The sequence below is a fragment of the Polaromonas sp. CG_9.7 genome (genome assembly GCF_015752205.1).
Lineage (GTDB): Bacteria > Pseudomonadota > Gammaproteobacteria > Burkholderiales > Burkholderiaceae_C > Polaromonas.
This window is the reverse complement of record NZ_JADOVG010000014.1, coordinates 1-21125: the sequence shown is the minus strand read 5'-3', so window position 1 is coordinate 21125 and position 21125 is coordinate 1. Positions and strand designations below refer to the sequence as shown.

The window sequence follows — 21125 nt, the reverse complement described above, 5'->3', positions numbered from 1 at the left end:
CGTTCAGGAAACCTGGGCCAGCGTAGCCGAGCCAAAGCGTTTTTCTATGTAGTTTTCAACAATCACCTGAAACTCCTGCGCAATGTTGTCGCCGCGCAGGGTCAGTCTTTTTTCACCATCGATAAACACGGGCGCAGCCGGAGCTTCGCCCGATCCGGGAAGACTGATGCCAATATCGGCATGCTTGCTTTCGCCAGGGCCATTGACAATGCAGCCCATGACAGCCACGCGCAGGCCTTCGACACCCGGGTACTGCTCGCGCCAGACGGGCATCTGGGCGCGCAGAAAATCGTCGATCTGCTTGGCCAGCTCCTGGAAGGTGGTGCTGGTGGTGCGACCGCAACCGGGGCATGCCGTCACGCTGGGAACAAAGGTCCGCAAACCCAGTGCCTGCAAGATTTCGGCAGCAATGACCACTTCCTGCGTCCGCGCCTCGCCGGGCTGCGGCGTCAGGGAAACACGAATCGTGTCGCCAATGCCTTCCTGCAACAAGATGGAGAGCGCAGTGGCTGAAGCGACCGTTCCCTTTGTACCCATGCCTGCCTCGGTCAGTCCCAGATGAAGCGTGTGATCGGTCCGCCGGGACAGTTCCCGGTACACCGACACCAGGTCCTGGACGCCGCTGACCTTGCAGGACAGGATAATTTGGTCACGCCGCATGCCCATTTCTTCGGCCCGCTTGGCGGAATCAATTGCCGAGGTGATCAGCGCTTCGTACATCACCTGCCGGGCATCCCAAGGTGTGCTGCGAAGGTTGTTTTCATCCATCATGACGGCAAGCAATTCCTGGTCAAGACTGCCCCAGTTGACGCCGATGCGGATGACCTTGTCCCAGCGCATGGCGGCTTCGATCATCTGGCCGAATTGGGCATCGCGCTTGTTGCCTTTGCCAACGTTTCCCGGGTTGATCCGGTACTTGGAAAGCGCCTGCGCACAGGCCGGGTAATCTGTCAGAAGGCGGTGGCCGTTGAAGTGAAAATCGCCAATGAGGGGGACATCGACCCCCATGCGGTCAAGCTGCTCACGGACATAGGGAACTGCGGCGGCAGCTTCAGGCGTGTTGACAGTGATGCGGACCATTTCAGAACCGGCCATGGCCAGTTCCTTGACCTGTATGGCCGTGCCAACAGCGTCCACGGTGTCGGTATTGGTCATTGACTGAATACGCACCGGCGCATCGCCGCCAACAGTAACCACGCGCGAGCCCCAGACGACCCGGGACTGGATGGAATGATGCGGCTTTGGAAAAGCAGAAATGATGGGAAGGCAGTTTTGCACTATTTCACCTCGAAACGGGCAATGTTGTTTTTGGTAACGCTGGCAAGATCAAAGGCCTGGCCACGTATCTGCACCTGTATGACGTTGGCACGGCTCGCCACCACGCCCAGCGGCAGTACGCCCGAGAGGCTGACAGACTCCCCTGCGCGAAGTGAACGGTCAAAAATTACCGTTCCACTGGCATCTGTCACCTTGATTTTCGATGAACCTTTTGCATTGATCGTTATTGGGGGATCAACAGGAGTGGAGTCAGCGTTTGTTGCCATCGGCAGACCCCCCGTTTCCAACGAAGTTAAAGGGGTCTCAGCAGGCGTTAGCGCAGCATCCGAAGATACGCCGGAAACATCGTTACCTGCAAATGTGGGAGTTATTACGGTCGTTGTGGCCGCAGCAGAGCCCACCGCCTGACCCGTAGCAGTTTCAAACTGGCCTGCCTGCCGGTATCTGGAAATTTCTTTCTGGATGGACGGCAAGAACATCAACAAGAGTGCGCCAAGCAGCAAAACCAGACCCAGAAGCACGGCTGGTCGCGAAATACTGGACCAAAATGAAAGCGCATTTTTGCCGGGTCGGGCACGAAACGAGATGTTGATCCCCCGGTTCTGGGAAGTTACCTTGAATGCGGCAATTGCAGGCAGCCGATGAAGCACGGGGCCGGCTTCCAGTTTGAGAATTCGACACATGCTGGCGGCCAACGCTCGTGCAAACACCGGATCGGCCAAAAGCTCAGGCTTGTCCTGCTCAAGCGCCTGAAGTTTGTGAACCGGAACCTTCAACAGTGCTGCCAGTGTGGCGATGTCCAGACCCTGCGATTGACGGGCAGTGCGAAGCATGGCACCAGCGGTGTCCTGCGCGCTTGCCGAATCTTGATTTAACGCAATGGCTGGGTCAACTAGCGCTTCATCCTTACTCATTGAACAGGCCCTTTTCATATGCAGCAGCCTCATGAGACTGCGCAAAGCGTTTCTTCAACTGACTTGCGAGTTGCACCATTGCTTCCTGATTGTTCAGCTTTTTCTCAGTCTTGATGCCCAGCCAGAGCGTCTGGGCATTGGCCAGCTCACTATTGTTCAAGCGGCGTATGTAGAACTGAGCGCGTGTCAAATCGCCACGCGCATACAGCAGCTTGGACAGGTTGTAGCCTGTCACGGGGTTGCCGGCATCCAGTTCGTAGGAATGCATGAAGCTTTGTTCAGCTTCACTTAACTGCCCGGCATTCACTTGACAAACACCCAAGGCCATCAGAGTCTTGGCTTTCCCCGTGTAGGTCGGGTTGCTGGCTGCCTGGGCCAACAATTTGAACGACTCTGGATAGCGTGCCTGCTGGCAAAGCATCCATCCATAGTTATGGGCCACACTGGCATCGCGCGCGTTTAACGCAAGCGCGCGCCGAAAACTGTCTTCTGCGAGCGGAATGTCATTGAGACGCATATAGATCAGCCCCCGCAGGTTGTATGCATCGACAAAGTTTGGATCGGTTGCCAGCGACTGTTTTATTTCATCCAGTGCCACCTTGGTTTGGCCCTGTTCAAAATAACCGCTGGCCAGTTCAACACGCAAGCGTGCACGACGACGCAGTTCGGTTTCATCGGAATCGGTAATCAGGTCGGTTCGGTTGCCCAGACCTTCGACATAACCAGGTTGACTGGCACAGCCGCCCAGCAGCATGGCTGTCCAGCAGGCAAATATCCAGGCATGGGCCCTAATCTTTGTCATGCCGCATCCTTGTTCATCACCACGACCTTGATGCCGGCCAGCCTGCCCAGCCGCTGTGCCGCCATGCGCTGCTCCACGCCAGTGCGATCCTGTACATCGCCCGCCAGCTGACCGCAAGCTGCATCAATGTCATCGCCGCGCGTTTTACGCACGGTGGTCACGATACCGGCATCTATCAGGATTCTGGCAAACGCCAAGACCTGTGGCATTTGCGAGCGGACCAGACCGGAAGCAGGAAAGGGATTGAAGGGAATGAGATTGAACTTGCATGACAGGCCATTTGCAGCGTGGGTCTTCATCAAGGCCACAAGCTGACGCGCATGCTCGGGCTGGTCATTGACGCCATCCAGCATGCAATATTCGAACGTAATGAAATCGCGGGGCGCGGCCGACTGGTAGCGTGTGCAGGCTTCAAGCAATTCGGCAATCGGGTACTTTTTGTTCAGCGGAACCAGGTCGCTGCGCAGCGCATCGTACGGCGCATGGAGCGAAACGGCCAGGGCGACCGGGCAATCGCGGGCCAGGCGGTCGATCATCGGCACCACGCCGGATGTCGACACCGTGACGCGGCGACGCGACAAGCCATAACCGTGGTCATCCAGCATGGTCTTGAGCGCCGGCAGTAACTGCGAATAGTTCTGCAATGGCTCGCCCATGCCCATCATGACGACGTTGGAAATGACGCGTTCGTCCTTAGACAAATGCTTGCGTAAAAAGTGCTCGGCAAACCACAACTGGGAAATGATTTCGCCGGTCGTCAGGTTGCGACTAAAGCCCTGGTGACCGGTCGAACAAAAACGGCAACCCACGGCGCACCCCGCCTGAGATGAAATACACAGCGTGCCACGGTCAGCTTCAGGAATGAAAACCGTTTCAATCACATCGCCAGCACCCACGTCAAACAGCCATTTGATGGTGCCGTCGGTTGACTCGTGGCGCGAGACCACTTTGGGGCCCGTGATGTTGGCTGAGACGGCAAGCTTGTCGCGCAGCGCTTTGGCCAAGTCGGTCATCTGCTCAAAATCGGAGGCCCCTTTTTGGTGAATCCAGCGAAACAGCTGTGTCGCGCGAAAGCGCTTCTGGCCCAGCTGTTCGCAAAACGCTGCCATGCCCTCCAGATCGAAATCGAGAAGATTGACAGTCATTGCAGGCAACGATGCATCAGGTCGCCCCACACAAGCGGCGACCCCGTCAAAGGGTGGCAAAGCATGGGGACGTTACGCATTAACGCGAGTAAACGTTCAGGCCGGCAAAGAAGAAAGCGATTTCTTCCTTGGCGGTTTCGACAGCGTCGGAACCATGGACGGCGTTGGCATCAATGCTGTCGGCAAAGTCAGCACGAATGGTGCCGGCATCGGCCTTCTTGGGGTCGGTCGCGCCCATCAGGTCACGGTTCTTCAGCACAGCGCCTTCGCCTTCGAGCGCCTGGATCATCACCGGGCCGGAAATCATGAAAGACACCAGGTCCTTGAAGAAGGGACGGGCTTTGTGCACGCCGTAAAAGGCTTCGGCTTCGCCTTGCGACAGGTGAACCATTTTGGCAGCGACGACCTTCAGGCCGGCGGCTTCAAAACGCGCATAGATTTGACCAATCACATTTTTGGCGACAGCGTCAGGCTTGATGATGGAGAGTGTGCGTTCGATGGCCATGTTTATTCCTAAAGATATTGGAGTTATTAAGTTTTAAAATTATTCAGGGACTGAATAAAGCCCATGATTTTAACCCGCTGGGTTACCTCTTCAAGGGCAAGTCAGCAAAATGGTCTTGTGCCGCACAAGCTGTGGAACGTATTCATTCTGGCCAATCATCTAATTTACAGTATCAAATCGGCTTTTTACGCAGAATAAATAAGCTTTAGCAGCTATTTATTCAATAGCAAATATTGATTTATTGCTTTCAATGAATGCCAACAATCCGGTTCCACTTTAGCGGTTGCCACCCCGGTTACCACCACCGCGATTGCCACCTGAATTGCCACCATTGCGACGCAGGCCACCGCCGCTGCCACCGCCACCACCAAAGCCGCCCGCATTGCCGCCACCGCCCCGGCGCTGTTGGCCCTGATCCTGCCGCTGTCGGGTAAAGGTATCGGCACCAATATAGCCAAACGAGGTCTTCATGGGATCGGGCTGTGAGGCACCTGCGGATTTGTCAATGCGCGGGCCCCGGTCGTCACGGCGCCTCTGGCCTTGCGGCGATCCTGAACCGGGCGGTCCGAAGCGCGTCGCCGGACCGGCATTTCCGCCCTGGCTTCGGCCCTTTGCGCCGCCAATGCCAGGATTGGCGCCGCGTCGATTGCCGCGCTGCGCGCCGTCGTTGCGGCTCATCGGCGGCTGCGAATCATCAAGCGGCTGGACGATGCCGGTTTGGCCTGCGCCCGCGTTGCGGGGACGGGTGCTGTTACTGCGTGGACCCTCGTTCCTGCGCGGACCGCGGCGCTGCGGGGGTCCGCCGTCACTGTCGGGCTGGCCAGCAACGCCTGCGTTGGCACGCGGATCTGACCGCGCTTCCGACCGGCTGACCGCACTGGTCAATGCGTAGATGTCGTTTTCGTCAAGCTCGACAAACGCGCCGCGTTTCAATCCGCGGGGCAGCACCATGGCGCCGTAACGGATGCGGATCAGGCGACTCACGGCGTGGCCCACGGCTTCAAACATGCGGCGCACCTCGCGGTTGCGACCTTCGGAAATCGTAACCCGGTACCAGCAGTTGGCGCCTTCACCGCCACCAGCATCAATCGAGCCGAACTGTGCCACGCCATCATCCAGCGTCACGCCGTCAAGCAGGCGTTTTTTCTCTTCGTTGCTCAATGCACCCAGCACCCGCACGGCGTACTCACGCTCCAGGCCGAAGCGCGGATGCATGAGCTTGTTGGCCAATTCGCCAGAACTCGTCAGGAGCAACAATCCTTCGGTGTTGAGATCCAGCCGTCCAACAGATTGCCATTTGCCCTGAAACAGCTTGGGCAGGCGCCGGAAGACGGTCGGACGGTTTTGCGGGTCATCGTGCGTCACCACTTCGCCGGCAGGCTTGTGGTAGGCGATGACGCGCGGCGGCGGAGGATCAATCTGCACACGGATGGGCTTGCCATTGACCTTGACGGTATCGCCAAACTGGATGCGCTGGCCGATGTGGGCCGGCTCGGCATTGACAGAAATCCGCCCTTCCAGAATCAGCTGCTCCATTTCCAAACGTGAGCCCAAACCAGCCTGGGCCAGGACCTTGTGCAGCTTGGGCGTTTCTGGCTGGGGCAGCAGAACCCGTTTGGGCAGGCCAAGGGCAACGTCTTCTTCGTCGGCATCGAATTGACCGGTGATCACGTCTTCAAAGCGAATGGTTGACGGCAAGGGCTTCAGTCCCTGCTGCCGCGCACCAGCCTGCGGCGACGTCACGCTGTCACCTGCGAAAATTGCTATTGATTCAGGAGCTTCTCGTGCAGTCAGTCCGTGCGCTGGAGCACTATTTGATTCATTTTCTGGCATGGGCAGTGGCTTGCTGGCGGGATGGTCGTTTGAGTTCATGCTTTTACATTCGTTCGGGTGGATAGCGGGCAGACGGATTACTGCGGATCAGGTGGAGAACTTTTTCCGGCATCCGACGCCAGGTCCTCGCTATAGGTCGAAATTTTCAATTCAGTCGTGGTCAGGGTTGGAAAACTGTCAGGTGTTCCCTACATTCCCAGTTCAAACTGCTCAAGCTTTGCAATCTGCGCCGATGTGTCGTTCATCGACGGCAGTCCGGCAAGGGATTCAACGCCAAGATCATCCAGAAACTGGCGGGTCGTCGCGTACAACGCCGGGCGGCCCACCGTTTCGCGGTGGCCGATGACCTCAACCCAGCCACGGTCTTCCAACTGTCTGAGCAACAAGCTGTTGATGGTCACGCCGCGAATATCTTCCATGTCACCCCGCGTGACAGGCTGCCGATATGCAATGATGGCCAGCGTTTCAAGTGTCGCCCGGCTATAGCGGGTTGGTTTTTCAGGAGTTAGTCGGTCCAGGTGCTCGCGCATTTCCGGCCGGCTTTGAAAACGCCATCCACTTGCCACATGCACCAGTTCAGTGCCTCGGTTCGACCATTCGTCCTGCAACTCGCCAAGCACCAGTTTAATACTGTCGGCCGCCAACCCCCCGTTAAACAAAACCCCAATATCGCGCAAGGTCAGCGGTTGCTGTGCGCAAATAAGGGCGGTTTCGAGAATGCGCCGGGCATCCGTCGTATTCATGATTGGTCGTTCCGAAGTAAACGGGAGGAAAGCGGATAAAGGCGCTTTTGTCAGCGCATCGCATTCAGGCAGGCTTTACCTGGATCAGGAAACCATGGTGCCGGTAGCAGAAAACTACATAGAAGGATTGTATCTCAGGCCCAAAGCGTCTATTGCATGCAGCAGGTCAGGTGGTAGCGGTGACTTGAATTCCATCGGCTCGCCTGTTGCCGGATGGGCAAATGCCAGTCGGCAGGCGTGCAGCGCCTGGCGCGCCATGTCGCCGGCCAACGCGCCGCCGTACACCACATCCGACACCAGCGGGTGAGCCAGAAATGCCATGTGAACCCGGATCTGGTGGGTGCGACCGGTATGCAGCTTGCACTTGACCAGACAATGATTTTTGGCGTTGCCAAGCAAGGAGACCACAGTGGAAGCGGTTTTGCCCGAATTTTTTTCAAGGTCAACCACCGCCATGCGCAGCCGGTTTCTTGGGTCGCGGCCAATGGGGGCTTCAACCTGGCGGGTTTTTGCGCCTTCCCATGCACCATGCGCCAGCGCCATATATTCCCGGCTCACCGTGCGTGCAGCAATCATGCCCACCAGCTGGTCCATAGACTGACGCTGACGCGCCACCACCATCAGGCCACTGGTGTCCTTGTCGAGGCGGTGCACGATGCCGGCGCGTGGCATGAATGAAGCTTGGGGATCGTGTGCAAGCAAGCCGTTGAGCAAGGTGCCGCTCCAGTTGCCGGGGGCTGGATGAACCACCAGCCCGGCAGGCTTGTTAATTACCAGGAGATGCGCGTCTTCATAGACAATGTCGAGTGCCATGACTTCAGGTTTGAAAGCTTGGCTCTGGGCAGTGGGTCGCAACTCGACGGACAGTTCATCCCCCGCCTTGACCTTGGCCGAGGTTTTGACGGTTTTCTGGCCTTTGACGCATACGCCTCCGGCTTCAATCAATTGCTGAAGATAATTGCGTGAAAACTCGGGCACTAATTCGGCCAGCGCTTTGTCAAGCCGGCTGTTGTGGCTTTCGACCGGAACACTGACATGCCGCAGTTCCATTTCGACAGCAGTGTCTGCCTCATCTTGGGCATCGTCTTCAGGCTGCCTGGCATTAACGCTGCCCGATATAATAGATATTCTCAGTTTTGAATCAGTCATCAAGAGGGTCGATTGCTATGTTTTTTGCCAGATTGTCGGATTTTCCGAAAGCATCGCCGCTTGTAGCAGCAGTTTTCGCAGGTTTGTTTGTGTTGTCGGGCTGTTCAATCGCGCCGGTAGCCGACAAGACCGCAAACTGGAGTCCCAACAAAATTTACGCGGAAGCGAAGGATGAAGCCAGTTCGGGCGCCTACGACAAGGCCATTCCACTTTACGAAAAGCTTGAAGGTCGCGCGGCAGGAACGCCCCTGGCACAGCAAGCGCAACTCGACAAGGCTTATGCCCAGTATAAAGGCGCAGAACAGGCCCAAGCCTTGGCGACACTTAACCGGTTCATCAAGCTTCATCCTGCCAGCCCGGCCTTGGACTACGCCTTGTACCTGAAGGGATTGTTGAATTTCAATGACAACCTGGGTCTTTTCGGATTTATCTCGCGTCAGGACCTTTCAGAGCGTGACCAGAACGCAGCCAAGGAGTCGTTTGAATCGTTCAAGGAACTGGTCACCCGGTTTCCCGATTCTCGCTATGCACCTGACTCACGCCTGCGTATGAACTACATTGTCAATTCACTGGCACAGTCAGAAGTCCACGTGGCACGCTACTACTACTCACGCGGTGCCTATGTCGCTGCCATTAACCGCGCGCAAAGCGCCATAGCAGACTACCGCGAAGTTCCCGCGCTTGAAGAAGCTACTTTCATTCTCTTTAAATCCTACGATGCCCTGGGAATGAACGAGTTGCGTGACGACATGCGCCGCATCCTGGAAAAAAGCTATCCCCAAAGCCAGTTCATGAGCAAAGGCTTCAAAACGGCAGAGAATCCGTGGTACAAGTTCTGGTGAAACTGGCCAGCCTGTCCATCAACGCCTGTTCCGATGCCAGTCTGTGCATTGGCGGCAACGCTTTGATGAGGCGGCGCCCGTATCCCATTGAAACCAGCCGGCTGTCGCAAACCACCAAGACGCCTTGATCTGTCTCCCGGCGTATCAGGCGGCCGGCTCCCTGTTTTAGTGCGACGGCTGCTTCGGGCAGAAAATAGTCATTAAAGGCACTGCGCCCTTGGGACTCCAGCAGCTTTGCACGGGCCTCGGCCAAGGGATCTTTGGGCGGAGGAAAGGGCAATTTGTCGATAATGACAAGTTGAAGTGAATCGCCCGGAACATCAATTCCTTCCCAGAAGGATGCCGATGCCACCAGGACGCAACCTTTGCCGCCGAGTGAATCGCCTTCGCGAAAACGGTCAATCAGCGCACGTTTGGGCATGCTGCCTTGCACCAGCACCAGCGGGTCTTTCAACTGAGTGAAAGCAGCGATCAACACATCTCCAATGGTTCGCAGCGCTCGCAAGGTCGTGGTCAGCACCATGGTACGTCCACCTATCTGGCGTGACCAGATCGCCACCGATTCGGCCACCCTTGCAGAATGCGTTGGGTCGCCGGGCTTGGGAAAGTTTGGTGGAACATAGAGCGCGGCTTGCCGCTGGTAGTTAAACGGACTTCCAATTCGCAGGACGCTGGCATCTTCAAGCCCGCATGGTTTTGTGAACCAGCTTAACTTTTCATCATCGCCCAGAGTTGCAGAAGTAAATATCCATGTCTTTGCGACTTCGGGCGAATTGCCCAGCATTTTGCTTTTTACAGCAGCCGAAATATCGAGTGGCGACTCGACCAGCCGCAGTTGCATGCCCACATCGACCCAGCGTACAAAGCCGGTATGGCAGGTTTTGGCAAAGCCTTCGGCTTGCTCGGCCAACTGCACCGCGCGCTCATGTAGCCGCACAAAATCAGGCGCAATCTCGCTGACGGTGTCAAGCGCTGTGCATGCCTGGAGGCAGGATGAGTGAACCGCTTCCAGAGCTAGCTGCCAATCGTTTGCAGTCAAGCCTTCGGGCACTGAATCAGTCCATCGAAGTTTGGTGCCAGGAGAATGCTGTCCCGCACTAAGGCGCAATTCACGAGCAGCCTGTTCAATGGTAGCCACCACTTCCTGCCAGTCAACCAATCCGCGTGCCAATTGCAAGCCTGCTGCCAGCATATCGCGGGAAAAATCGAGTAGTTGGCCAGTGCTCAGGTTATTTCCCAGAAACTGGACACCTGTTTCATTCAGTTGATGCGCTTCATCAAAAATAGCAATCCGCACAGAAGGCAGCAACTCGGCCACGCCTGATTCACGAACCGCCAGATCGGCAAAGAACAGATGATGGTTGACGACAACAACATCTGCCGCAATGGCTTCCCTGCGGGCAAGGTTGACATGACAGGCACGAAAACGCGGACATTGTGAACCGAGGCAATTATCCCGTGTCGAAGTGATCAGGGGGATCATGGGTGAACGCTCGTCAAGGCCAGGAAGCTCCGCCAGATCTCCTGTTCGTGTGACCTGAGACCACTCTTCCACCCGGGCAAGTGAGCGTACTGATACCCCCGCTGGCAAAAATCGTTCCTGACGCGCCATCTCCATTCGATGAAGACACAGGTAGCTGCCACGTCCCTTAAGCAAGGCTACCATCACTGGCAATTCGAGGGATTCCACAAGACGAGGCAAATCGCGTCCAAACAGTTGGTCCTGCAAGGCCTTGGTTGCAGTGGACAAAAGTACCCGCTCGCCACTAAGCAAGGCCGGCACCAGGTACGAAAAGGTTTTGCCAACACCAGTGCTTGCCTCAACGACCAGAGGATATCCGCCCTCGATAGCTTTCGAAACGGCCAGTGCCATCTCTTTTTGACCGGAGCGCGGAACAAAATATTCGGTCGTCCGGGACAATACACCTTCGGGCGAAAACGCTCGACCGACTTCAGATGCAAGATCCATTAAGCGGGCTCAGGAGTTGTCAACAGAGCTTCCAGTCGTGAGATGCGGTCACGAAGCTGGAGCCGGCGCTTTTTAAGACGCTTGACTAATAATTCGTCAATATGCGGCGCATGTACTGCTTTGTCTGCAAGTGCATTCAAATCTGCATGTTCAATTTTGAGCTGTATCAGCAGCCGTTGAGAGGAGGAATGATTTGGGATCAATGAATTTTTCCGTTTGCGCCGCTTGATAATACGTCGATTGCTGCTGTTGATAAAAACAATGGGGCACCACCTGAATCAGCGGATCTTCCACTGCCAAAAATGACTAAAAGTTATCGCATCACAGCCTCTACGGGTATTCACAAGGGAGACCGTGACTACCAGCAGGACCAAGTCAGTTTGTTAAGCCATCATCGCATTCCTGAATGCCTTCTGGGCATAGTTGCCGATGGAATGGGCGGGCGCAGTGGCGGCCGCAAAGCATCCGACCAAGTGATGTTGACAGCAAAGCAGCTTTTTGACCGCTATTCACCTGACACTGACGACGGACCCTCAATGCTCAGGCAGATTGTCGAAGAAGCTCACATTGTCATCAAATTGACCGCAATCTCCTCAGAACAGGAACCACACAGCACACTGGCAGCATTCCTGATTAATCCGAACGGAGATTGCCATTGGGTTCATACCGGAGATTCCCGTATTTACCACTTCCACATGAGCAAACTGGCTTATAGAACCATAGACCATTCATATGTTCAAACATTGGTGGACAAGGGTGAGATCAATGAAGAAGAAGCCACCAACCACCCGCAGTCAAATATTCTCATGGGCTGCCTGGGGGGTGAAGAAGCACCACCGATCGCCCAGCATTACATTCCAAAACTCCAGCCCGGTGACGTGTTGATGGCTTGCAGCGATGGGGTATGGCATTACTTCAACACAAGTGAAATGGGGTCTGCTTTGTCCATGTTGTCTCCACGTGAAGGTACTGAATTCCTGATTCAGAAAGCATGCAAGCGCGCACGAGGCGTTGGTGACAATCTATCACTGGTGATTGTCAAGTTTGAATCTCTGGAATAACCACCTCGATTACTGAGGCAGAGGTAAAGATCTCAAGGCGGGTTTGAGCCGCTTTGCTTCATCCGTATCATGCTGGACTCTACGTTCCTGTGCTCGAATCTGACGCTCTCTGAATTTTTTTGCGTCTTCCACTGCATCCGCTTGCCTCTCGGCACGTATCTGAATTTTTTTCTTGTGATTTTCAATTCGCGCTGCATTAGCGTCTCGGGCTGCTGATTCATTGGCAACAGCGGCATTTCGCCACTGCGCACTTTCCTGGTCACGTCCTTGCCGGTCTCGAAAATCTTCAATCGCTTTATTCTGGCGTTCACCGTTCTGCTGCAAGCTTTCGGGAGACAACTTTTCTTGATTTTTGCGGATTTGCTGTTCAGCGATGTTTTTTCGCTGCGCGTCATTAAGCAAGATTTCCTGCCGACGCAGGTTTGCCATGGCGACATCCCGTCTAGCGTTCACATTCTCAAGACAACTGTTAACAGCAAATTTTTTGTAGCAAGCAGAATCTTCTGTCAGAAAACTGGCCTCAAGTCTGTTTCGCTCAGCAGCAATGGTGGCTCTCTGCGCATTTATATCGACAGTTTGCGCTTTCACAAGTCCAATTTGCAATGATGCAAAGCCGCCGACCAAAAGCAGTAACAGTGCTGCCGCTTTAGATTTCATGTCAACGTAGTGTCCACCGTTCTGTGCTCAAGAGCTAAAAATTCCATCGATTGCATTTCATTGAGCCGAGAGACAGTCCGTGCAAATTCATGTACCAGAGGGCCCTCGGTGTACAAAGCTTCAGGCGGTACAGCGGCAGAAAGAATCAGTTTCACACGACGGTCATATAAAACATCCACCAGCCACGTGAAACGCCGGGCTTCCGAAGCCATCCTAACCGGCATATTTGGCACATCACTAACCAAAACCGTATGGAACTGGGTTGCAATTTCGAGATAATCATTTTGAGATCGCGGCCCCCCACACAAAGTTTTGAAGTCGAACCACACCAGTCCGCCTGCTTTTCGCCTCGCTTGGATCTGCCTGGATTCGATGTGGAGCACCGGATTTTCATCTTGGGAGGCCGCCAGCCGATTAAAGGTTTCCGTCATTTCAGCATCAGCCTCAAGGCCCAACGGTGAGTGATAAAGCGTTGCCTGTTCCAACGTACGCCGGCGGTAATCAGTACCGTTGTCAACGTTGATCACGTCAAGGTGGAGCTTTAAAAGTTCGATGGCCGGAAGAATTCGATCCCGATGCAAGCCGTTGGGATAAAGTTTGTCAGGATGAAAATTCGACGTCGTCACGAATCCCACACCATTGTCAAAAAGGGAAACGAGCATTCGATGAAGGATCATGGCGTCGGTGATGTCAGCCACATGAAACTCGTCAAAACAGATCAATCTGAACCGCTTGGCAATCCGCTTTCCCAATGCATCGAGGGGGTTGGGCGTGCCCTGCAGATCCATCAACTCACGATGGACTTCGCGCATGAATTCATGGAAATGAAGCCGTACTTTTCGCTTGAGCGGCACTGCATTGAAAAAGCAGTCCATTAAAAAACTTTTACCTCGCCCTACCCCACCGTACATGTAAACCCCGCGTGGAATAGGTGGACGATTTATCAGCTTTTTAAACGCATTTGACCTTTTCCCTTTATAAGCTGCCCACTCTGTAGCACAGCGCTCCAAAGCATCAATTGCAAGCAACTGTGCGGGGTCACTTGTATAGCCCCGTGCGGAGAGTTCAGCGTTGTAAGCTGAGCGAACCAAATTTGACACTACTCAAAGCCCTCAGAAATTGAGTGTGCGCTTGTCGACAGCAAGCGCTGCCTCTTTAGTGGCCTCGCTTAACGAAGGATGGGCATGGCAGATACGTGCGATATCTTCACTGCTGGCGCGGAATTCCATCGCCATGACGCATTCGGCAATCAACTCACTGGCCATCGGTCCTACGATATGGACCCCAAGAATTTCGTCACTTGCAGCATCTGCCAGCATCTTGACCATGCCGGTAGTGTCGCCCAGCGCCCTGGCCCGGCCATTGGCCATGAAGGGGAAAGTGCCGGCCTTGTAAGCGCGCCCTTCTGCCTTCAGTTGTTCCTCGGTCTGGCCAACCCATGCAATCTCCGGGCTGGTGTAGATCACCCACGGAATGGTATTGAAATTGACATGCCCATGCTGGCCGGCAATTCGCTCTGCAACTGCCACGCCTTCTTCTTCGGCCTTGTGCGCCAGCATTGGGCCGCGCACGACGTCACCCACCGCCCATACATTAGGCAAATTGGTCATGCAGTCGCCGTCCACCATGATCGCCCCGCGCTCATCCAGGCTCAGACCCACGGCTTGCGGATTCAGGCCAATAGTATTGGCAGTGCGGCCGATGGAAATAATGAGCTTGTCAACTTCGAGAGTCTGTGCTTCGCCTTTGGCATTCTCATAAGCAATGGACACGCTGTTCTCGCCATTCTTGATCTCGCCAACTTTCACCCCCAACTCTATTTTCAAACCTTGCTTGGTGAATGCCTTGTATGCCTCTTTGGCAATCTGCTGGTCAACCGCGCCCAGGAAGGTGGACAAGCCTTCCAGAATCGTCACGTCGGAACCCAGGCGGCGCCAGACCGAACCCATTTCCAAGCCAATCACGCCAGAACCGATCACACCCAGTTTCTGGGGAACCGCACCAATGCGCAGAGCGCCGTCATTCGACAAAATGTTGAGTTCATCGAAAGCCATACCCGGCAAGGCTCGGGCATTGGAGCCTGTGGCCACAATGATGTGTTTGCCAGAGATCGTTTCTTCTGCAGTGCCTGCGACCCTGATGTCGTAGACGCCATCCCTGGCAGCCATAAAAGAGCCACGACCGTGGAAAAAAGTGACCTTGTTCTTTTTGAACAGGTAAACGATGCCATCGTTGTTTTGCTTGACGACTGTGTCCTTGCGGCCAATCATCTTGCCGAGATCGAGACCCAGGCCCTTGACCTCTATGCCATGATCGGCAAAGTGGTGCCCTGCATGCTCGAAATATTCCGAGGATTGCAACAGCGCTTTCGAGGGAATGCAGCCCGTGTTAGTGCAGGTTCCACCCAGGGCTGGGCCGCCCTTGGAATTCTTCCACTCGTCTATGCAGGCAACATTAAAGCCCAGTTGTGCAGCGCGAATAGCAGCGATGTAACCGCCAGGACCGCCGCCGATGACGACCACGTCAAATTGTTTGGACATGTGCTTTTCCAGTAAATAGGGGGCGGGGACATGCAGCCGCCTGGCTGTGACCACTGCCCCAACAGGGTTTAGATATCAAACAGCAGGCGGGCAGGATCTTCCAGAGCCTCTTTCATGGCGACCAGACCCAACACTGCTTCACGGCCATCAATGATGCGGTGGTCATAGCTCATGGCGAGGTAATTCATAGGGCGAATCACAATCTGTCCGTTTTCGACCACCGCACGGTCCTTGGTGGCATGCACGCCCAGAATGGCGGACTGTGGGGGGTTGATGATCGGCGTGGAAAGCATGGAGCCGAACGTGCCGCCATTGGAAATCGAGAACGTTCCGCCGGTCATTTCTTCGATGCCCAACTTGCCGTCCTTGGCTTTCTGGCCATATTCGGCAATTTTCTTCTCGATCTCTGCAAAACTCATCTGGTCCGCATTGCGCAGGATGGGCACAACCAGGCCACGCGGCGAACCTACCGCAATGCCAATGTCAAAGTAGCCGTGATAGACGATATCGTTGCCATCCACCGATGCGTTGATCATCGGGAACTTCTTGAGTGCGTGCACGGCAGCCTTGACAAAGAAGCTCATGAAGCCGATCTTGACGCCATGCTCCTTGCTAAAGGCATCCTGGAACTTCTTGCGCATTTCCATCACCGGCGCCATGTTGACTTCGTTGAAAGTCGTCAAAATGGCATTGGTCGATTGCGACTGCAAAAGACGCTCGGCAATACGGGCGCGCAGGCGGCTCATGGGAACCCGCTGCTCAGGTCGGTCACCCAAGTCAGCAGCTTTAACCGGCGATGCAACTTTAGGTAAAGAAACGGTCGGTGCGCCCGTCGGTATTGTATTGACAGCTACTGTTTTAGGAGCTCCTGCAGCAGTCGCTCCCAGAACATCACCCTTGGTGACACGGCCGTCCCTGCCTGTACCTGGCACCGTGCCGGCCGCCAAGTTGTTGTCTGCCATCAACTTGGCAGCCGCGGGCATCGGAACGCCGGCCATGGAGCCGCCAGACGATGTGCCCGGTGCAGATGACGGCACAGAAGCCATTGCCGATGAAGGAGAAGCCACAGCGGGCGCAGGTGCAGCCGTGCCCGCCTTGCCATCGGTATCGATTCTTGCAATCACCTGGTCTGAAACCACCGTGCCGCCGTCGGCAACCACGAGTTCAACCAGTACGCCGGCAGAAGGTGCAGGAACCTCAAGAACGACCTTGTCGGTTTCAATTTCGATCAGGATCTCGTCAATTGCGATTGCGTCGCCGACTTTCTTTTTCCATTGCAGCATGGTGGCTTCCGCTACAGACTCCGACAGCTGGGGAACTTTAATTTCTACGATTGCCATTTTGATTCTTTCGAGTGTTTTCTTATATTTCAGGAAATAGCTTGACCTTATTTGGTCAAGATAAAACCCTTCAACTTTGAAAATGCGCCGTCTACCAGCGCTTTTTGCTGTTCCTGATGCAAATGCGAATACCCGACGGCTGGAGAAGCCGAGGCAGCGCGTCCCGAATAGCCCAGCTTTTGGCCGTTAAGCATGTTCTCGTGGATGTAATGCTGCACAAAGAACCATGCACCCTGATTTTGCGGCTCGTCCTGACACCATACGACATCAGTGGCATTTGGATATTTTTTCAACTCGGCAGCAAAAGCCTTGTGCGGGAAAGGATAAAGCTGCTCAACACGCAAAATCACAGCATCGTCAAATCCTTTTTCGTCACGCTTTTTGACCAGGTCGTAATAAACCTTTCCGGAGCATGCAATGACGCGCTTGACCTTATCGGCGCGCTTGATGACTTCTTCCTTGTTTTCAGGAATGACAGTCTGGAAGGCACCTTTGGTGAACTCGGACAGCGGAGATGTTGCGTCCTTGTTACGCAGCAGAGATTTCGGCGTCATGATTATCAGCGGCTTGCGCAGGTTGCGCACCATCTGGCGACGCAGCACATGGAAAATCTGGCTGGCGGTTGTTGGCTGGACCACCTGCATGTTGGCATCGGCTGACAATTGCATGAAACGCTCAAGACGCGCCGAGCTGTGCTCCGGCCCCTGGCCTTCGTATCCATGGGGCAGCATCAGCGTAATGCCATTTACTCGTCCCCATTTGACTTCACCAGAAGCGATGAACTGGTCGATCACCACTTGCGCACCATTGGCAAAATCTCCAAACTGTGCTTCCCAGATCACCATGGTACTTGGGTCGTTGGAGGCATAGCCGTACTCAAAGGCCAGCACGGCTTCTTCGGACAGGATCGAGTCGATGACGACAAACGGGGCTTGGTTGTCAGCCACGTTCTGCAGCGGCACGTAAGTTCCCGTATCCCATTTTTCACGGCTCTGGTCGTGAATCACGGAATGGCGATGCGTGAACGTTCCACGTCCGCAATCTTCACCTGACAAACGCACCGGGTAACCACTGGCCACCAGGGATGCAAAAGCCATATGTTCGCCCATGCCCCAGTCCACCGGAATATCACCACGTCCCATGGCGGCGCGATCGTCATACACTTTCTTGACCAGATTGTGTGGTGTGACAGTTTCGGGAATAGTAGTGATTTTGGTGGCCAGACGTTTCCACTCGGCCATGGGAATGGCCGTGTCCCCTGCATCGGTCCACTTCTTGCCTACGTAAGGACTCCAATCCACCGCGTACTTGCTCTTGAAATTGGTCAGAACCGGGTCAAACGTGCTCTTGCCGGCGTCCAACGCTGCGCGCGTGGCTTTGACCATGTCGTCGCCCAGCGTTTCGCCAAAGCCTTGCGCCGTCAGTTTGTCGGCGTAGAGGCGGCGTGTGCCGGGATGCTGGGCAATCTTTTTGTACATCAGCGGCTGGGTCAATGCCGGAGTGTCCTGTTCGTTGTGGCCCAATTTACGAAAGCAGATGATGTCGACCACGACGTCTTTCTGGAATTCCATGCGGAACTCAAGCGCCAGCTGGGTGGCAAGCACCACGGCCTCCGGATCATCGCTATTGACGTGCAGCACAGGCGCTTCAATCATCTTGACAACATCGGTGCAATACAGCGTTGAACGGCTGTCGCGCGGATCGCTGGTGGTAAAGCCGATCTGGTTGTTGATCACCAGGTGAACGGTGCCACCCGTGGAATAGCCACGGGTTTCAGCGAGCGCAAGCGTTTCCATGACCACGCCTTGCCCGGCAAACGCCGCGTCACCGTGCACCAGCACGGGCAACACTTGCAGGCCCTTGGGATCAGCGCGTCGATCCATGCGGGCACGAACGGAGCCTTCGACCACAGGGTTGACGATTTCAAGGTGAGATGGGTTGAATGCGAGCGACAGGTGAACCGGACCGCCAGGCGTCGTCACGTCGGAACTGAAACCCTGATGGTACTTTACGTCCCCGCTGGGCAGATCCTCAGGCGCGGTATGGTCGAATTCGGCAAATAAGTTGGCAGGAACTTTGCCAAGAGAGTTGACCAGCACATTCAGACGGCCCCGATGGGCCATGCCAATCACGATTTCCTGCACACCGATTTCGCCACCGCGCTGAATCAACTCATCCATGCTGGCGATGAAACTTTCGCCGCCTTCAAGCGAGAAACGCTTCTGGCCCACGTACTTGGTATGCAAAAAGCGCTCCAGGCCTTCTGCCGCAGACAGACGATCAAGAAGATGCAGCTTTTTTTCTTTAGATAAATTCGGTTTACTGCGAATGCTTTCAAGCTTTTGCTGCCACCAGCGCTTTTGATTCTGGTCGGTTGCATACATGTATTCGGCACCAATCGTGCCGCAATACGTTTCACGCAAGGCATTGAGCAGTTCGCGAAGGCTCATAGTTTCCGTGCCAAAAAATGTGTTGCTGGTGTTAAACACAATCTCTTGGTCAGCATCTGTAAACCCATAAAAAGCCGGGTCCAGTTCAGGAATATTGTCACGCTCGGCACGCTTTAGTGGATCAAGATCTGCCCAACGTGCACCGACATTTCGATAAGCGGCGATCAATTGCTGAACGGAGGTGCGCTTGCGGCCCATTTCAGAATCTGCACCACTTGCGACGACAACCTTGGTTTGTCCTTGCTTGGCACGCTCGGCAAAAGCATTGACCACAGGCAGATGTGGAACGTCTTTGGCGTTGGAGCCATCGGTTGCAGCAACATTCTGGAGGGCATCGAAATACTCACGCCAGCTATCTGTAACGCTTCCAGGATTGGCGAGATAGTTTTCATACATCTCTTCAACATAAGGCGCATTGCCGCCGAAAAGATAGGAATTGCCTTCGTAGGCTGTGTAGACAGACGCAGGTGACTGCGAGTTTGAACTCATATCCGCTGACCTCCGTTTCCCTTGGGGAAACATTAGCTGGTTAAAGCTTGGTTGATTAACCTCCCGCAACACGGCTGAACCGATTAGCGGATGCGACTGTGGCAAGGAAGGACCTTCAGAAACATGTTGGATTGTGCCAGCTCGGCAAGGCATACCAATAAGATGTGCCTTTAACATGTAAAAATTTAGTGTTGTTGATTCTCGCTAATGGAACAAAAAGGTACATATCTAGGATCTCTATGACTGACCTTGCCCCTACAGGGACTTTTCACGCAGTCAAGAGAAATGGTGTTCCTTGCGCCCGAGAAGCACGAAGTGACTAGAAACGAGGAACAGACTGCAAACCTACTGAATCGCTCCGGGTTTTGAGGAGGCTCAAATCTCTGAGAGGATTGAGCCATGAAGAAGTCAAACAAGTTTTCACCCGAGGTTCGCGAACGCGCAGTGCGTATGGTGCAGGAGCACCGAAGCGACTACCCTTCGCTGTGGGCGGCCATAGAATCCATCGCCCCCAAAATTGGCTGCGTGCCGCAGACGCTAAATGAATGGGTCAAGCGCGTAGAGGTCGATACCGGCGTACGCGACGGCCTTACTAGCGCAGAGGCGCAGCGTGTCAAGGAACTGGAGCGCGAGAACAAGGAACTGCGCCGGGCCAACGAGATTCTCAAGCTGGCAAGTGCTTTTTTTGCATCGGCGGAGCCGGGCCGCCGATGCAAGTCCTGAGACAGTTTATTGACAAGCATCGCTATACCCACGGGGTCGAGCCGATTTGCAAGGTCTTGCAGATTGCCCCGTCAGGCTACCGGCGCCATGCGGCACACCAGCGCAACCCTGATTTGCGCTGTGCACGTGCCAAAACCGAGGCCATCCTCAAGCCAGAGATCGAGCGGGTCTGGCAAGCCAACATGCGAGTCTACGGCGCCGATAAGGTCTACAAGCAAATGCGGCGAGAGCGCATCACGGTGGCGCGCTGCACCGTCGAGCGACTAATGAAATTCCTGGGTCTGCAAGGGGCCCGGCGCGGCAAGGTGGTACGCACGACCATTAGCGATACGACCGCTGCCCGACCACTGGATCGTGTCAACCGGCAATTCAAGGCTGATCGTCCCAATCAGCTGTGGGTGTCGGACTTCACGTACGTGTCAACTTGGCAGGGCTGGCAATACGTAGCCTTTGTGATTGACGTCTACGCTCGCCGGATCGTGGGCTGGCGCCAGAGCAGTTCCATGCGAACAGACTTTGTTCTGGACGCATTGGAGCAGGCCTTGTATGACCGCCAACCGCAATCGGGCGATGCCCTGATCCATCACTCCGACAGTAAGAATATCAGTGCCAGTTGTTCCTGGGCGGTCTGACTCACACAGCGATAGACCAACTGGGGTTGGTGCTGCGAATTGCGCCTGGGTGG

17 protein-coding genes, 2 pseudogenes and 1 other annotated feature are annotated in these 21125 nt (G+C 55.0%); of the genes and pseudogenes, 3 read left to right on the top strand and 16 right to left on the bottom strand.

Features of this window, described 5'->3' with window-relative positions; genetic code table 11:
- Positions 1–3: 3 nt before the first annotated feature.
- The 8 genes and pseudogenes from ispG to IWX87_RS14095 form a co-directional block, all read right to left on the bottom strand.
- Entirely contained in the window at positions 4–1278 is a 1275-nt protein-coding gene (ispG, locus tag IWX87_RS14130; RefSeq protein WP_196864171.1) for a flavodoxin-dependent (E)-4-hydroxy-3-methylbut-2-enyl-diphosphate synthase, read from the bottom strand.
- Positions 1278–2192 carry a helix-turn-helix domain-containing protein gene (locus IWX87_RS14125; RefSeq protein ID WP_196864170.1) on the bottom strand — a complete coding sequence of 305 codons (915 nt, stop codon included), beginning with the start codon at positions 2190–2192 and terminating at the stop codon, positions 1278–1280. The genes ispG and IWX87_RS14125 overlap by 1 nt, the downstream gene beginning before the upstream one ends.
- On the bottom strand, positions 2185–2994 hold the full coding sequence (gene pilW, locus IWX87_RS14120; RefSeq protein WP_196864169.1) for a type IV pilus biogenesis/stability protein PilW: 810 nt from the start codon (positions 2992–2994) through the stop codon (positions 2185–2187). Before pilW ends, IWX87_RS14125 begins: the two co-directional genes overlap by 8 nt.
- A complete protein-coding gene (gene rlmN, locus IWX87_RS14115; RefSeq protein ID WP_196864168.1) occupies positions 2991–4139 on the bottom strand; it encodes a 23S rRNA (adenine(2503)-C(2))-methyltransferase RlmN in 1149 nt (382 codons plus the stop codon). The genes pilW and rlmN overlap by 4 nt, the downstream gene beginning before the upstream one ends.
- Positions 4140–4218: 79 nt before the next feature.
- On the bottom strand, positions 4219–4644 hold the full coding sequence (gene ndk / locus IWX87_RS14110; protein WP_196864167.1) for a nucleoside-diphosphate kinase: 426 nt from the start codon (positions 4642–4644) through the stop codon (positions 4219–4221).
- Positions 4645–4920: 276 nt separating this feature from the next.
- A complete protein-coding gene (locus IWX87_RS14105) occupies positions 4921–6516 on the bottom strand; it encodes a pseudouridine synthase (RefSeq protein ID WP_196864166.1) in 1596 nt (531 codons plus the stop codon).
- Positions 6517–6686: 170 nt separating this feature from the next.
- Positions 6687–7220: pseudogene (scpB, locus tag IWX87_RS14100) on the bottom strand (SMC-Scp complex subunit ScpB); the annotation flags it as partial.
- 114 nt (positions 7221–7334) lie between these two features.
- Positions 7335–8369, bottom strand: a complete 1035-nt coding sequence (locus tag IWX87_RS14095) for an RluA family pseudouridine synthase (protein ID WP_196864164.1) — start codon at positions 8367–8369, stop codon at positions 7335–7337.
- Positions 8370–8386: 17 nt separating this feature from the next.
- Between IWX87_RS14095 and IWX87_RS14090 the strand changes: the two genes are divergently transcribed.
- Positions 8387–9211, top strand: coding sequence for an outer membrane protein assembly factor BamD (locus IWX87_RS14090; RefSeq protein ID WP_196864163.1), 825 nt, complete (start codon positions 8387–8389; stop codon positions 9209–9211).
- Here IWX87_RS14090 and IWX87_RS14085 read toward each other — a convergent pair.
- From IWX87_RS14085 to IWX87_RS14075, 3 genes are read right to left on the bottom strand one after another with little or no spacing between them, the layout of a single operon-like run.
- Positions 9174–11180 carry an ATP-dependent DNA helicase gene (locus tag IWX87_RS14085; RefSeq protein ID WP_196864162.1) on the bottom strand — a complete coding sequence of 669 codons (2007 nt, stop codon included), beginning with the start codon at positions 11178–11180 and terminating at the stop codon, positions 9174–9176. The genes IWX87_RS14090 and IWX87_RS14085 overlap by 38 nt on opposite strands.
- Positions 11180–11383, bottom strand: coding sequence for a YdcH family protein (locus IWX87_RS14080; RefSeq protein ID WP_196864161.1), 204 nt, complete (start codon positions 11381–11383; stop codon positions 11180–11182). Before IWX87_RS14080 ends, IWX87_RS14085 begins: the two co-directional genes overlap by 1 nt.
- Positions 11331–11474: a hypothetical protein gene (locus IWX87_RS14075; protein WP_196864260.1), complete on the bottom strand. Its 144-nt coding sequence runs from the start codon at positions 11472–11474 to the stop codon at positions 11331–11333. The genes IWX87_RS14080 and IWX87_RS14075 overlap by 53 nt, the downstream gene beginning before the upstream one ends.
- Positions 11475–11482: 8 nt before the next feature.
- Here IWX87_RS14075 and IWX87_RS14070 point away from each other — a divergent pair, with 8 nt between their 5' ends.
- The gene (locus IWX87_RS14070) at positions 11483–12241 is read left to right on the top strand and encodes a PP2C family serine/threonine-protein phosphatase (protein ID WP_196864160.1); all 759 of its coding nucleotides are present in this window, start codon (positions 11483–11485) and stop codon (positions 12239–12241) included.
- A gap of 9 nt (positions 12242–12250) precedes the next feature.
- On the opposite strand, the gene IWX87_RS14065 is transcribed toward IWX87_RS14070, so the two are convergent.
- The 5 genes from IWX87_RS14065 to IWX87_RS14045 all read right to left on the bottom strand — a co-directional run bounded on the left by IWX87_RS14065 (position 12251) and on the right by IWX87_RS14045 (position 19717).
- Entirely contained in the window at positions 12251–12898 is a 648-nt protein-coding gene (locus IWX87_RS14065; protein WP_196864159.1) for a hypothetical protein, read from the bottom strand.
- On the bottom strand, positions 12895–13998 hold the full coding sequence (gene zapE, locus IWX87_RS14060) for a cell division protein ZapE (RefSeq protein WP_196864158.1): 1104 nt from the start codon (positions 13996–13998) through the stop codon (positions 12895–12897). The genes IWX87_RS14065 and zapE overlap by 4 nt, the downstream gene beginning before the upstream one ends.
- 12 nt (positions 13999–14010) lie before the next feature.
- Entirely contained in the window at positions 14011–15438 is a 1428-nt protein-coding gene (gene lpdA / locus IWX87_RS14055; RefSeq protein ID WP_196864157.1) for a dihydrolipoyl dehydrogenase, read from the bottom strand.
- A gap of 68 nt (positions 15439–15506) precedes the next feature.
- Complete coding sequence (odhB, locus tag IWX87_RS14050) at positions 15507–16778, bottom strand: 2-oxoglutarate dehydrogenase complex dihydrolipoyllysine-residue succinyltransferase (RefSeq protein ID WP_196864156.1); 1272 nt, start codon at positions 16776–16778, stop codon at positions 15507–15509.
- A 47-nt stretch (positions 16779–16825) separates the two neighbouring features.
- On the bottom strand, positions 16826–19717 hold the full coding sequence (locus tag IWX87_RS14045; protein ID WP_196864155.1) for a 2-oxoglutarate dehydrogenase E1 component: 2892 nt from the start codon (positions 19715–19717) through the stop codon (positions 16826–16828).
- Between the two features lie 399 nt (positions 19718–20116).
- Between IWX87_RS14045 and IWX87_RS14040 the strand changes: the two are divergent.
- Positions 20117–21033: pseudogene (locus IWX87_RS14040) on the top strand (IS3 family transposase); the annotation flags it as partial.
- Positions 20395–20511, top strand: a sequence feature (AL1L pseudoknot). (Overlaps the previous pseudogene by 117 nt.)
- Positions 21034–21125: the final 92 nt, after the last annotated feature.